Consider the following 12,722-nt stretch of genomic DNA (forward strand, 5'->3'; position numbering starts at 1 on the left):
CTGTGGGGCACCAGAAAAACGCGATGCGTACATGCGTAACCACCCGTCTCGGGCTGGGTTTCCTGGTACTGCTCGCGTACTTCGTCTGTCACAGCGTGCCGGGTCTCGGCGACTACGACGCGACCGCCGACCACTCCATCACCGCGTCGCAGGAGCTCGTTCAGTCCGCCAACGACTGCGACCCCGATCCATGTCACTCCCCGCCGGAACACGCGCACTGCGTCGCGGTCCCTCGCTCGAACGACGACACCGCCATAACGTCCGGCGTTCAGCCGTCGGTCGGCCCGGAGGGTTTCGACACCGTCGGAGGGCAGTGGCCTGCGACGGCGATCCGCTTGTGCCCGGACGCGCCCGTGCCGGACTCCGGCCGCGACCTGCTGCACGCGCTGTGCGTGCTGAGGACCTGACAGGCGGCCCGCGCCAGCCCTTCACCGTCACCGCACAGCACGAAACGGATCAGCATGCTCTCGCACGACCTCGTTCCCCCTGCCCGCACGCACGCCCACCGCGCACACTCCGTCGGCAACACCCCGGTGGTCTGGATCGACGCGCCGTTCACCAAGGACGGCAAGGGATTCTGGGCGAAGCTCGAAGGCCACAACCCCGGCGGGATGAAGGACCGCCCTGCCCTGCACATGGTCGCCCGCGCCCGCGAGCGCGGCGAGCTGCGGCCGGGCGGGCTGATCGTGGAGTCCACCAGCGGCACGCTCGGCCTCGGTCTCGCGCTGGCGGGGATCGCCTACGGCCACCCCGTCGCGCTCGTCGCCGACCCCGGCATGGAGCCGCTCGTGCACCGGCTGCTGCTGGCCTACGGCACCCGCGTCGACATCGTGCGCCAGCCGCACCCCACGGGCGGCTGGCAGGAGGCCCGTCGCAGGCGGGTGGCCGGCCTGCTCGCCGAGCACGCGGGCTCCTTCTGTCCGGACCAGTACCACAACCCCGACAACGTCGAGGGCTACGCGCCACTCGCCGTCGAACTGAGCCAGCAGCTCGACCGCGTCGACGTGCTCGTCTGCTCGGTCGGCACCGGCGGGCACTCGGCGGGCATCACCAGGGAACTGCGCCGCCACCACCCCCACCTGCGACTCGTCGGTGTCGACACGGTCGGCTCCACGATCTTCGGTCAGCCCGCCCGCGCCCGGCTCATGCGGGGCCTCGGCTCGAGCATCTACCCCCGCAACGTCGACTACGCGGCCTTCGACGAGGTGCACTGGGTCAGCCCGCGCGAGTCCGTGGTGACCTGCCGCAAGCTGGCCGCCTCGCAGTACGCGACCGGCGGCTGGAGCGTCGGCGCCGTCGCGCTCGTCGCAGGCTGGCTCGCCCGCACGAACCCCGCAGACACCCGGATCGTCGCCATCTTCCCCGACGGCCCGCAACGCTACTTCGACACCGTCTACAACGACAGCTACTGCCACGAACACGGACTGCTCGACGCACCACCACCGGACGAGCCGGACGCCCTCGCCGACCCCGGCGAGCGGGAGGTCCAGCGCTGGACCCGGTGCACCACCGTCCTGGACCCACTCGCCGCGCACACCGGAGGTGACCGGTGAACGACATCGTGCGCCAGTTCCGCTCGTTCGACCGGCCGGTGCGCCTGCTGGCAGTCAACCAGTTCACCATCAACATCGGCTTCTACATGCTGATGCCCTACCTGGCGGCTCACCTCTCGCTCGGTCTCGGGCTGGCAGGGTGGCTCGTCGGCCTGATCCTCGGCGCGCGCAACTTCTCCCAGCAGGGCATGTTCCTGCTCGGTGGCAGCCTGGCCGACCGCTTCGGCTACAAACCACTCATCGTCGCCGGATGCGCCCTGCGGACCGCCGGGTTCGCGATGCTGGGACTGGTCGACTCGGTACCCGCGCTGCTCGTCGCCTCCGTAGCGACCGGCTTCGCCGGCGCACTGTTCAACCCTGCCGTCCGTGCCCATGTCGCCGCCGACGCCGGGAACCGGCGCGTCGAGGCCTTCGCCCTGTTCAACGTGTTCTACCAGTCCGGCATCCTGCTCGGCCCGCTGATCGGGCTAGCACTCACCGGCGTCGCGTTCCAGCTCACCTGCCTCGTCGCCGCCGTGGTGTTCCTCGTCCTGACCGTCCTGCAGGTCCGGTCGCTGCCCGAACGCCGCTCCGAGCAGGCACGGACCTCGCTGCTCGACGGCTGGCGGGTGGCCATGAACAACCGGCGCTTCCTCGCGTTTTCCGCCACGATGATCGGGTCCTACGTCCTGTCGTTCCAGGTGTATCTGGCGCTGCCGCTGGAAACCCGCAGGCTCGCACCCACCGAGACCATCGGCACCATCGAGGTGGCCGTCCTGTTCGCGGTGTCCGGTGCGCTCGCGATCGTCGGCCAGCTGCGCATCACGGCGTGGTGCCGTCGCCGATGGAGCCACGGCCGCTGCCTGGCCACGGGGCTCACGCTGATGGGGCTGGCCTTCCTCCCACCAGTGGTGACGGCCGCCAGCCCTTCAGGACCGCTGTGGACCTTCGGGCCGATGGTGGTCTCCGTCGCGCTGCTCACGCTCGGGACCGTGGTGGTGTTCCCGTTCGAAATGGACACGATCGTCACCCTGTCTGGAGACCAGTTCGTCGCCACCCACTACGGCCTCTACAACACCATCTGCGGCATCGGCATCGCCATCGGCAACCTCGCCACTGGCGCGGCGCTCGATCTCGCACGGGACAACGGGGTGCCGTGGGCGCCCTGGACAGTGCTCGCCGCGGTGGGCGGAGCGTGTGCGTACGGCGTTCGTCTGCTCGAGCGCGGCGAGCGGCTGGAACGGCGTCCCGTCACCGTGAGCTGAGCTCACCGGTCGCCGGGCCGCACGTCGACTGCGGCCGACCACGCCGGTGATCGCTCACGAGGGTGACTCATGTTGCCAACGAGGCTGATGTTACGGCAGCATACAATTAATACTATGCTTGATAGTTGTCAATAAGGTGGTCGAGCATGCCCAGGCGTGGCAATGTGCTTCCTGGCGCGCTCGCGGCCGTAGTCCTAGTGCTGGCGCTGCCGGCGCAAGCCGCTGCGGTGCCACCCCCTCCCCCGAACCCTGGCGACGATGAGCTTCGTGCCAGCAGCGCGGAAGCCACGCGCGCCGCTGAGCGCGTCGGCAGCCTCGCCAACCAGGTCGCCGAGGCGGAGGCCGCGGTGTCCGCCGCGCAGCTCGAACTCTCCACCCAATACGACGCCGTGACGGCAGCGCAGCGCGATGTGAAGAGAGCCCGCACGGAGGCAGAGGCCGCACAGGTGGCCGCCGACAACGCCCGCCTGGAGGTCGACGCGTCGATCAGCCAGCTACGGACCGCGCAGCGGGAACTCGACCGGTTCGCTGCCGCGAGCTTCCGCCAGGGAAGCACTGTCGGTTCGCTCAGCGCCTACATCGGCGCGGACAGTCCGAAGGACCTGCTCTCCCGCTCGTCGCTGCTGAACGCCGTGAGCGACTCGGGCCTGGACGCGCGGGAGGCGATGCAGCGCGCCGTGACGGACATGGCCAACGCCGACTCCGCGGCGCGCGCTGTCCGCGAGGAAGCGAACAGAAAGGAGCAAGCCGCCACACAGGCCGAGATCGAGGCGGATCGCGCCTACCGGGCCGCCGTCGCCAACGAGACCGCCGCCCAGCTCCACAGCGCCGAGCTGCTCGAGCGCAAGCAATCCCTCGATGCCGAGTTCGCCCAGGCCCAGCAGGCCTTCGCGGAACTGGAGGGCCGGCGCCGCGACTACACCGCATGGCAGGCACGCAAGCGAGCCGAACAGGCCGCCGCCGCACAAGCGGATCCGCCCGCGTCCTCACCGGCGAATCCGGGGCCGGCACCGATCCGCTCCCGGCCCGCGGGCGGCGTGGTCGCTCCCACCTACGGCGTCATCACCTCGACGTATGGACCACGCTGGGGTGTGATCCACTACGGACTCGACATCGCCAACAGTATCGGCACGCCGATCGTGTCGGTCAGCGATGGCGTCGTCATCTCGTCCGGCCCCGCGAGCGGGTTCGGGCTCTGGGTTCGGGTGCGCCACGACAACGGAATCATCACCGTCTACGGGCACATCAACGAGAACCTGGTCTCCGTGGGTCAGCGCGTGGCCGCGGGACAGTTGATCGCCACGGTGGGCAACCGCGGCCAGTCCACCGGCCCACACCTGCATCTCGAGGTGCTGAAGAACGGCAGCAAGATAGATCCGCTGTTCTGGTTGCGCGCGAATGGCGTCTCACTCTGAGAGCCTGACCTGGGTGCTCACGTTGCCGTCAGCGCGGAGTTGGTTGAGCGGCGGCGCGACGCCGGTGACGCGGGCCGAACGACGGACATATCGACGATGTTCATCGGCCACGCTGTTCTCGGCGTCGTGCGCAGGCAAAGTGTCCATCTACTGGATGAACCCACATCTCCACCACTTGACATCAACACATCAATACGTATTAGTATGACTATGTGAACGGGCAGCACGAAGCCATCAGGCTCACCCATTACGCACCGTGATCCCTCGGCCAAGACCATCCAAGTCAAGGAGCGAACTGAAACCATGAAGCGACGAAACATGGTCCGCGCGACGGGACTAGCCGGGGTGGCAGCGGCAGCGGCCTATGCCGTCAGTGACGTACTGCTACTCGGCCGGAAGGCCGACCCCGAGAAACACCCCGCGCTCCAGGGGCTCGAAGACGTGAACAAACCACTGATGCCACTGCTGTCGATGGTGCCGGCATCCACGAACCGGCTCGCCGCAGGCGCCCTGACCGGCGTATACGCAACGCCCCTCTACCTCGCGGCCGCGTGGCACGTGTACCAGGGCTTGGCCCCGGCCGGCCAGCGAAAGGCGCTGCCGCCGTCGCTGCTGCTGGCTGCCGGATTGGCCTGGACATCGTTCACCCATGGCTCGTTCTTCCACATCGGACGGATCTACCAAGACCTGGACGCCCTGGGCGAGGATGCCCGCGCCCGGGAGAGGCTACTTGCCACGGCCAAAGCGTTCGAACGAGCCACCGTCAGCGCTTATGTCCCGCTCGGCGTTGCGACGGTGGCAGCATCCGGGCTGATTATCGACGCGATCCGACGCGGAAACACGGCCTATCCACGCTGGTCGGGTCCGCTCGTCGCACCGCTGGCGCCCATCGTCGCAGCGACCGCCCTCACCGCAACCAACATCTTGCCGGGTCGCGCCCGATACGCATTACAGGGCGCCGGAGTCAACCTCGGCAGCATCATCAGCCTCGGGGCAAGTACCGTGCTGCTTTGGCGCAACCGGCGAGCAGGAACCGCCTGATGACGCAGGCTTTTCCAGCAGACACAACGATTTACGAGAAAGGCCCGAGGGGACACAGCCCGAGTCGTCTTTGTCAGCAGCGAAAAACAGCTGGACGAGCCGATGGCTCGCGCAACTCGACGGTAAGTGCCTGCCAGCACGCTCACTCTTCCGCCCTCGTCGCGTAGCCAGCCGCGCCACGACGTCTGGGTGCTCGCGCGGCGCGTTCGGAATCGCCCGATCCACGAGCAACACCGTCGAGTCGGTCAAGGAGGCCAGCGCACGCTGCACACGGACCCACTCGACGGCCGGCGTGCTCAACGCAGGCAGGACAACCACCGCGGGACTGCCGGAACCGGAACGGATGACGTGCAGCGTCGATTGTCGATGTCGACGAACTCGCCCGGAGCGGGAAAAGGTTGCCGCGCGACGGCATCCGGGGCGGCGTCATCCGCGATCCTGCGCGAGCGCGTCGACCCGCGCACGGCCGCCGCGTTACGGTCGGGGGAAGCAGACAGGACGGAGAGCTGACATGAACGACCCCACTCGCGACAACGAAGCCTCCGGCACGGAGCCGTGGCAGGGCGGCCTGCCGCAGGGTGCCGAGCCGGACTACACGGCCGATGGCATGCCGACGTTCGACTACGTGCGAGGCAAGATCGAACAACGCTCCGCCACGGCGGAGGCGAACGGCGAGCTCGCCGGGCTTGGCACCGGAAGGAGCCTCGCCGACGAGGACAAGAAGATCGCCGACCGGAAGCAGGCCGCCAAGGACAAGCTCGCCGAGATCCGTGAGTCGATGCGCGAGCGCTGAACCGGTCGGCGTCATGCTGCGCGTCGCGGAGTGAGAAGCAAGTCCCGGTTGGGGCGAGCCCACGCGCCCGCCCCACTGGGGTTACTAGGGCCGGGCTGCCCGAACGATGACTCGACCACCAGGCTGCCGGCATGAAACCGCTGGTCAGCCCTGTTCCCATCCTTTGGTACTCCCGCCGGGGGCACCCAACTCTGAACTGGTCAAACAAACGAATACAAGATCGGGGCAGTGCGGCACACGTTGCGTGCACCGCACTGCCGTAGGTCATTCTTCTTCGTCGCCGCCCGGCCCTGCCGCCGGCACAACGCTCTTGATGACGTCAGTGATGATCTTTCCGATGAAACCCCGGTTGCCGTACCAGGGATCGGTGAGGGTTTTCACTACTGACTCGAGTTTGTCCGCGTTCTCGGGCTTGATCAAATCCCCGAGCTTTTCCTTGGTGTAGTTGCCGATGTGCTCGACCCGGTCGATGATCTGCGGGTCGATTCCCTGCTCCTGCAGCTTCGCCGTCAAGGCCTCCTTGAACGCAGCGTCCGGGATCCCCTCCGGACGTCCGTGGCCTGGAGGCTGCTGGCCCGGCGGGGTGCTCGGGTCAGGTGTGGTGTTCCCGCCCGGTGTGTTCCCGCCATTGGACGAGGTGTTCGGGTCGGGAGTGGTGTTCCCGCCCGGAGTGTGGTTGCCGCCCGCGGGGTCCGGCGTGCTCCCACCCGGGGTGTGGTTGCCGCTCGGCGTGGGCGAGGGTGGCGGCACCGGTGATGGCGGCGTGCTGCCCCCACCCGGCACGGGCGACTGCGGCGGCGTGAAGAACTCGTCCGAACCCACCGACGAAACCGGCGACGGCGGCGGCACCGGCGACGGCGGCGTGCTGCCCCCACCCGGCACGGGCGACTGCGGCGGGGTGAAGAACTGGTCCGCACCTGCCGACGACGAGCCCGGTGAGCCCCCGTCGAGCACCGACGAGACCGATCCGCCACCTGACGGTGGGTTGCCCGTCTCCGGAATCTGCAACCTCGGCAACTCCGGCCTGGGGGTCGGCGTGCTTCCCGCCGGCGGGGGCGTTGACGCGGGCGGAGGAGTGCTGTTGTCACCCGGCCTCGGCGCCGGCGACGGGTCGGGCGTCGACGACGAGCCACCAGACGACGAGCCACCGGCCGGTGCCGGGGACGAGTTGCCCCCGTTGCCCGAGCTGGAGGCGGGAGGAGTTCCCGTGTCCACCGAATGCGTCGCGGGCCCGGTCCCACCATTCATCGACGGTGCGTCGCCGGCGCCCGCCCTCGGCGTACCTCCCCCCGTCGGCATGGCCGACGAGCCGCCGCGTGTCCCCGAGCTGGTGGCGGCCGTGCCGGCGGCGACGAATTCGTCACCGGCCTGCCCGAGCTTGCCGAGGGAGGAACCGAGCTTGGTCAGCTTCGCCGTCAGGTCCGCGATCTGGGTGCCGATCTTGCCGAGCGCCACGGCCACCCCGGCGATGGTGGTGCCGATGAACAGGGCGATCGAGGCTCCGAACGTGACCGGGGCGAGGGCAGCCGCGATGAGCGCGCCCTTGATGATCGTGGCAAGCAGCATCGCGATCATGTCACGGATCAGGCCACGGAAGACGCCGACGACAGCTCCGGCGATCTTCATGCTCTTGGCCGCGGACTCCACATAGCCGCCGAGTACGACCAACTGATCGGCCACGGCATCCATGTTGCGCTTGAACTCGTCGGCGGCATCACCCGCCCACCCGCCCAGAAGCTCGGTGAGCTTGGTCTTGTGCTGGTTGGACCACTCCTCGAGCTTCGACTTCTCGGCGGCGATGGCCTCTTCCGCGGCCTGGATGCCCACCGGATCGCCCATCAGCATGTCCAGCGGCCAGCGCAGCACCGAGATGTGCTCGATGAGCCAGCCGATCCCGTACGAGAGCACGCTGCCGATCGGGTCGAGCACCAGGCCGAGCGTCTCCAGCGCCATGCCCGCCGCGCCGATCCCTATGCCGACCTGGTCATTTTCCTGGCGGGCTTTGTCCAAAGTGTACGCGGACTCGATGAACCCGGCGCCCGCGAAGGCGGCGTCACCCTGCACGAGGTCCGCGTGGTCGTGCAGACCGACGTCGCCCTTCTCGTAGTCGCTCATACCTTGTACCTCAGGATCGAGTCGCCGGCCTCGGCCTCGCTGGCCTCATACCGCTTCGCCGCCTCGTTGATCTTGTCGGAGAACCCGGCAATGGTGTTGCCGTAGTCGTTGAACTGGCGCTCGGTCTTCTGGCAGTTCTCGATCACGATCGTGCCGAACAGCTGGCCGACCAGACCCCAGAGCCCGACGTCGCCGACGCAGCCACCGACCAGGCCCGCGGTCGCCTTGAGGTTGGTCTCGAGTTCGTCGAGGTGCTTGCCGAACTCGAGAAGCCGCTCGGACTCGACTTCGAAACCACTCACCATGGCCTCTCTTCGTCATCGTCCTCGTCCTTACGGGCTGGGCGCGGCCTGCGGGCCGTGGGCGGCGGCACCACCGGCGGTGCCGGAGGCGGCGGCGTGGCCTCCCGCTCGGGCTCCTCGTCAGCGAACTTGCTCTGGTCGACGTCGGCGTCGGGCTCGTCCTCGGGCGGCAGGAAGGAGCGGATCAGGTCCGTCGACTCGCCCGGTCCGTTGATGATGGAGAACGAGTCGGCGATGCTGCGGGCCGTCTGCTTCTGAGCGAGCCGGACGGTGTCCATGATCGCCGCCGTCAACCTGGCCGGTCCCAGCTCGCAGGCTCTGGCGCCGAGCTGCAGGTTCCGCAGCGCACCGTTGGGTGCCACGGTGACGGTCACGGAACCGTCCCGGGAGCTCACCGTCGCGGCCGACTCGGCGAACGCCTCGGACAGCGCTGACGCCTTCTGCTGCATTTCCTGGACCTGCCGGTCGAGGAAATGCTGAAAGTCCTCTCCCGGCCTCAGATTCGGTTGCACACCCACTCCTCGCTCTAGTCGGTTCACCGCCTGAGAACCAAAGCACGGCATGCGCCCCACGTGATCGGCGGGGCGCCACGCTCCCCACCTCGAGCCCTCCCGAGCGGTCCGGCCACGGCCGTTCGTGAACAGCAGATCACGCGCACGGAGACGGCTGGTGAATTCCCCTCCGACGGTGTCCACAGAGGATTGCAGTCGTAGCCATTCGCGGTCCAGACAACAAGGTGAACGGGCGGAATTCCGCTCAGATGAGCAGAAGCAAGGGGATCCGAGCTGGCTGGTGTCCGCTCAGGTGATCGTTTGCTACAGTCCGCGTCAGGAGTGGTTTGAGGCTACACAACCGGAAAGGCGGCCTCCAGCAACGTGTCGGAACGGTTCGATTTCGTGCTGGGCAGTGTGGAGGCGAGCGTCATCGGTCAGGCGCTGGGCGTCGACGTACGCCGCTTTCCCCTGCGGATTCGCAACACCACGACCGACCCCGTGCGGCTGGTGAAGCTCGCCAAGATCGTCACCGGGGAGCTCACCAAGCGCAGGCTCGTCGTCGGCAACGCTCTGCACTCTCATGTCCATACCACGTTCGGGTTGTTCGCCGACCACCGCGTCTCGGTCGCGATGACCGGGATCGACGGTCTCGGCGCGGACATCACCGTGCTCGCGTTCACCGATGGCTCGCAGGCGCTGGGGATCACCCAGCGCAGCGAGGACGAGCTGCTCTTCTCCCTGTTCTCCGACGACGAGCTCGTCGACGTACTCGCGGGCGTCCTGCCTCCCGTGCAGGCGGCTCCCGGGACCCCGGCGACCGTCCGCAGCAGCGTGACCGAGCACCGGTCGGGCTCTGGCGGCGCGCAGGGCGGCGGAGCGCGAGCACGACGAGGACGAGACCAACGCGTTCGGCAATATCAGCATCATCAGCATGGTCGAGCCCCCGCCCGAGCGGAACCGCGGCCGTGGCGAGACCGACGAGCGGCGGCTGCGCCGCGTGCTGGCCGGCAAGCGCCACGGCGGCGGTCAGATCACCGTCACCGGCGACCGGGGAGCACCGCGGTCGCTGAGCTGGCTCGACGCCGAGGACGGCAGGTACTTGGTCCACACCACTGACAGCGAGGGCGAGTTCGTCGCCCGCTATGAACCCGCCGGCTACGACGATGTGGTTCGCGCCATCCGAGACGCGGTCTCCCGCGCCTACTGACCCGGAGCAACTATGAGCGATGACAACGTGGAGCGGTTGGCCAGGCTGAGCGCGGAACTGAGCAAGCAGCAGGCTCCGACCCAGACGGCCCGCATGCTCAGTGGCACGGAACTCAAGCAGCTCGCCGAACGGGGCGGCTTCGCGGTGGACGAGACCACCGGCGACCGGATGATCAGCGCGCTCGAGGACATCATCGACGCACTCAACGAGCGGTGGGCGGAGCTCGAGAAGCTGAGCTCGCCTCCCCCGCTCAGCATCTCCGCCACAGCACAGTGGGTAACCCAGCACACGGTGAACACGGCCGCCGACGACCGGGGCCTGCTCACCCAGCTGCGGCGCGCCCGTGAAGAGCTGCCCCAGTACATCGAGGCCATTCGCGTGGCGAAGCACCGCTACGCCGAAACGGAGTCGGGCACGCGGACCACCCTCGACGGCTTCAAGCCGGCCTGACCAAGCCCCTGATCATCAGCCTCCGCCCCACGGGGCGAGACCGGAATGAGGTGTCAGTCCGTGTCCAGTTCCGCCGAGTCGGCCGCAGCGGTGTCGGATCCCACGAGCGAGGACTACGACCCGAACGGCCCGTTCTACGACGTCACCCTCGACCCGTCGTCGGTGTACTACGTCGGCCCGATCAACGAGACGGCGCGCTCCGGCGACGACATCCGCGCCGAAGTGACGTCGCTGGTGGGTGATGACCCCCTCGCGACCGCGCTCTCCGAGAAGGAGAGGGACGAGAAGATCCAGAGCGGGTACTCCGCCGCCATCGCCGCAGCCCGCGAGGGGCTCTACGAGGATCTCGAGCTGCGCCCGGCCGGCGAACGGCCCACGACCGTCTGGGACAACGCGTCGCACGAGCAGATGGTGGAGGTGCTCAGCAGCAACGCGGACTCCGCGGCGATCGCCGAGACCTCCGAGGAATGGGTGCGGCTCGGCAACGACCTCACGCTGCACCAGCGCGCCGTCGCCACGGCCATCGGAGACAGCATGGGCAACTGGATCGGCGAGGGCGGCGACGCGGCTCGCGAGCACCTGGCCGAGGTGGCCAAGTGGCTGGGCGTCACCGCGCAGGGCGCCGAGCTCACCGGCCGCCAGCAGCAGATCCACTCGCAGACGCTCAACGAGTCGCAGAAACAGATGGCCGCGAACCCGCCGGTGCATTTCTCGGCGCAGGAGGCCAACGCGACACTGCAGCAGATCACCGACCCGGTGCAGTACGCCCAGGCCGCCTCGCAGGCGATCCAGACGATGCAGGCACAGCAGGTCGCTCGTGCGCAAGCCGCGCGGATCATGACCCAGTTCGACGACACGGTCGGCGCGGCGGTCACCATGCCGCTGTTCACGCCGCCGCCGAAGCTCGCGGGAGGCTCCGCGACGACGGCCACACGCATGAACGCCCCCGCCGGTGGCGGAGCCGGCGCCGGCGGCGCCACGGCACAACGGACCGACATACCCGTCGGTCGCCGGCTTGACGCTGGTGCCGGCGGTCTCGGCGGCCAGGGCGGTCCGGGTGGCGTGGGCGACGGCGGCCCGCTCAGCCCTGGCGGCCCCGGCAGCGGAGGGTTGCCACCGGGCGTCGACCCGGCGGTCGCAGGCAACCAGGTGAAGGTTCCGGAGATGCCGGAGATGCCGGAGATGCCGCAGACCGGCGGCCAGACCCTGCCCCTCAGCGCGCAGAGTGGTGACGTGCCCGGCGGCGGCACCGGCGGTGCTGGTCTGCCCGGCGGGGTGAGCTTCGACGACACCACCCACCGGTCCAGCACCCCGACGATGCCGACTCCGCCCTTGATCAAGGTGCCGGACCTGCCCACCAGTGGCACCCCCGGCGGCATCAGCTCGGGTGGGATAGGCCCGGGTGGGATCGGGTCCGGCCCGGGCGGTTCTGGTGGCATACCGAACATCCCCGGCACGACGGCACCGACGTCCTACACGCCGCCGGACCTGACCCGCACCGGGCTCGGCAAGACACCGACCATCGGCTGGACCGGCGGGGTGAACGGCGACAGCATCTCCAGCAGGCTGGGCGGCCTCGACGGCGGGCTCTCCGGCGGTACCACGGGCGGCCGCCCGGGTTCCTCGTCGACGTCGAAGCCCGGCGGTGGCGCGGGCGGCGTCAGCGCCGCCGGCATCGGTGGCGTCGGTGGCATTGGCAGTGGCAGTGGCAGTGGCGCAGCCGGCATCGGCGGAGGTGCCGCAGGTGGCGGTGCGGCCGGCGGTACCGGCAGCGGGGCGGCCCCGGGGCAGGCCTCGGGTGCGGCCAAGGGCATGACAGGCAGTGGCGCCGTCGGCGGAGCCGCCGCCGCCGCGGGCGCGGCGGGCGCGCGCGGCATGACCTCGGGTACGACCTCAGGCATGGCCGGTATGCCGCCCGCAGGGGGCGGAGCGCGGCCGAAGGAAGAGGACAAGGAGCACCGCGTGGCGGGCTACCTGGAGGCCGACGAGAACCTCTTCGCGGGCGAGCAGGCCATCGCCCCGCCCGTGATCGGTGACTGGAAGAACAACAAGGACGACGACTGGAAGTGAGCGGACACGGCGCCGCCTCGCGCGGGGCGGCGCCGTCC

11 protein-coding genes and 1 pseudogene are annotated in these 12,722 nt (G+C 69.1%); 9 read left to right on the top strand and 3 right to left on the bottom strand.

Annotated elements, in window-relative coordinates:
- Positions 1-23: 23 nt before the first annotated feature.
- The 6 genes from ABZ863_RS26305 to ABZ863_RS26330 all read left to right on the top strand — a co-directional run bounded on the left by ABZ863_RS26305 (position 24) and on the right by ABZ863_RS26330 (position 6,046).
- The gene (locus ABZ863_RS26305) at positions 24-407 is read left to right on the top strand and encodes a hypothetical protein (protein WP_358540666.1); all 384 of its coding nucleotides are present in this window, start codon (positions 24-26) and stop codon (positions 405-407) included.
- 54 nt (positions 408-461) lie between these two features.
- A complete protein-coding gene (locus ABZ863_RS26310; protein WP_358540669.1) occupies positions 462-1,553 on the top strand; it encodes a PLP-dependent cysteine synthase family protein in 1,092 nt (363 codons plus the stop codon).
- Positions 1,550-2,797 (top strand): MFS transporter, encoded by a 1,248-nt coding sequence (locus ABZ863_RS26315; protein WP_358540671.1) that lies wholly within the window; start codon positions 1,550-1,552, stop codon positions 2,795-2,797. Before ABZ863_RS26310 ends, ABZ863_RS26315 begins: the two co-directional genes overlap by 4 nt.
- A 146-nt stretch (positions 2,798-2,943) precedes the next feature.
- Positions 2,944-4,212: a peptidoglycan DD-metalloendopeptidase family protein gene (locus ABZ863_RS26320; RefSeq protein WP_358540674.1), complete on the top strand. Its 1,269-nt coding sequence runs from the start codon at positions 2,944-2,946 to the stop codon at positions 4,210-4,212.
- Between the two features lie 303 nt (positions 4,213-4,515).
- Positions 4,516-5,253, top strand: a complete 738-nt coding sequence (locus tag ABZ863_RS26325; RefSeq protein WP_358540676.1) for a DUF6796 family protein — start codon at positions 4,516-4,518, stop codon at positions 5,251-5,253.
- A gap of 511 nt (positions 5,254-5,764) precedes the next feature.
- Positions 5,765-6,046 carry a hypothetical protein gene (locus tag ABZ863_RS26330; RefSeq protein ID WP_358540679.1) on the top strand — a complete coding sequence of 94 codons (282 nt, stop codon included), beginning with the start codon at positions 5,765-5,767 and terminating at the stop codon, positions 6,044-6,046.
- Positions 6,047-6,310: 264 nt separating this feature from the next.
- Here the strand turns inward: ABZ863_RS26330 and ABZ863_RS26335 are convergent, their stop codons facing one another.
- Genes ABZ863_RS26335 through ABZ863_RS26345 form a run of 3 tightly spaced genes read right to left on the bottom strand, consistent with a single transcriptional unit; the run spans position 6,311 to position 8,975 of the window.
- On the bottom strand, positions 6,311-8,161 hold the full coding sequence (locus tag ABZ863_RS26335; RefSeq protein WP_358540682.1) for a hypothetical protein: 1,851 nt from the start codon (positions 8,159-8,161) through the stop codon (positions 6,311-6,313).
- On the bottom strand, positions 8,158-8,466 hold the full coding sequence (locus ABZ863_RS26340; RefSeq protein WP_358540685.1) for a hypothetical protein: 309 nt from the start codon (positions 8,464-8,466) through the stop codon (positions 8,158-8,160). The genes ABZ863_RS26335 and ABZ863_RS26340 overlap by 4 nt, the downstream gene beginning before the upstream one ends.
- Positions 8,460-8,975: a YbaB/EbfC family nucleoid-associated protein gene (locus tag ABZ863_RS26345; RefSeq protein WP_358540688.1), complete on the bottom strand. Its 516-nt coding sequence runs from the start codon at positions 8,973-8,975 to the stop codon at positions 8,460-8,462. Before ABZ863_RS26345 ends, ABZ863_RS26340 begins: the two co-directional genes overlap by 7 nt.
- Positions 8,976-9,371: 396 nt before the next feature.
- Here ABZ863_RS26345 and ABZ863_RS26350 point away from each other — a divergent pair.
- The 3 genes and pseudogenes from ABZ863_RS26350 (at position 9,372) to ABZ863_RS26360 (ending at position 12,684) form a co-directional block, all read left to right on the top strand.
- A pseudogene (locus ABZ863_RS26350) lies at positions 9,372-10,164 on the top strand (ESX secretion-associated protein EspG).
- Between the two features lie 12 nt (positions 10,165-10,176).
- Positions 10,177-10,614 (top strand): hypothetical protein, encoded by a 438-nt coding sequence (locus ABZ863_RS26355; RefSeq protein ID WP_358540691.1) that lies wholly within the window; start codon positions 10,177-10,179, stop codon positions 10,612-10,614.
- Positions 10,615-10,674: 60 nt separating this feature from the next.
- Positions 10,675-12,684 (top strand): hypothetical protein, encoded by a 2,010-nt coding sequence (locus tag ABZ863_RS26360; RefSeq protein ID WP_358540693.1) that lies wholly within the window; start codon positions 10,675-10,677, stop codon positions 12,682-12,684.
- The last annotated feature ends 38 nt before the right edge of the window (positions 12,685-12,722 follow it).

The organism is Saccharomonospora sp. NPDC046836 (genome assembly GCF_040645195.1).
In the GTDB taxonomy this organism is placed as follows: domain Bacteria; phylum Actinomycetota; class Actinomycetes; order Mycobacteriales; family Pseudonocardiaceae; genus Prauserella_A.

Excerpts from the sequence above, each read along its gene's own strand:
- ABZ863_RS26305 (WP_358540666.1), top strand. The coding sequence starts at position 24 with ATGCGTACATGCGTAACCACCCGTCTCGGGCTGGGTTTCCTGGTACTG.
- ABZ863_RS26310 (WP_358540669.1), top strand. The coding sequence starts at position 462 with ATGCTCTCGCACGACCTCGTTCCCCCTGCCCGCACGCACGCCCACCGC.
- ABZ863_RS26320 (WP_358540674.1), top strand. The coding sequence starts at position 2,944 with ATGCCCAGGCGTGGCAATGTGCTTCCTGGCGCGCTCGCGGCCGTAGTC.
- ABZ863_RS26325 (WP_358540676.1), top strand. The coding sequence starts at position 4,516 with ATGAAGCGACGAAACATGGTCCGCGCGACGGGACTAGCCGGGGTGGCA.
- ABZ863_RS26330 (WP_358540679.1), top strand. The coding sequence starts at position 5,765 with ATGAACGACCCCACTCGCGACAACGAAGCCTCCGGCACGGAGCCGTGG.
- ABZ863_RS26335 (WP_358540682.1), bottom strand. The coding sequence starts at position 8,161 with ATGAGCGACTACGAGAAGGGCGACGTCGGTCTGCACGACCACGCGGAC.
- ABZ863_RS26340 (WP_358540685.1), bottom strand. The coding sequence starts at position 8,466 with ATGGTGAGTGGTTTCGAAGTCGAGTCCGAGCGGCTTCTCGAGTTCGGC.
- ABZ863_RS26355 (WP_358540691.1), top strand. The coding sequence starts at position 10,177 with ATGAGCGATGACAACGTGGAGCGGTTGGCCAGGCTGAGCGCGGAACTG.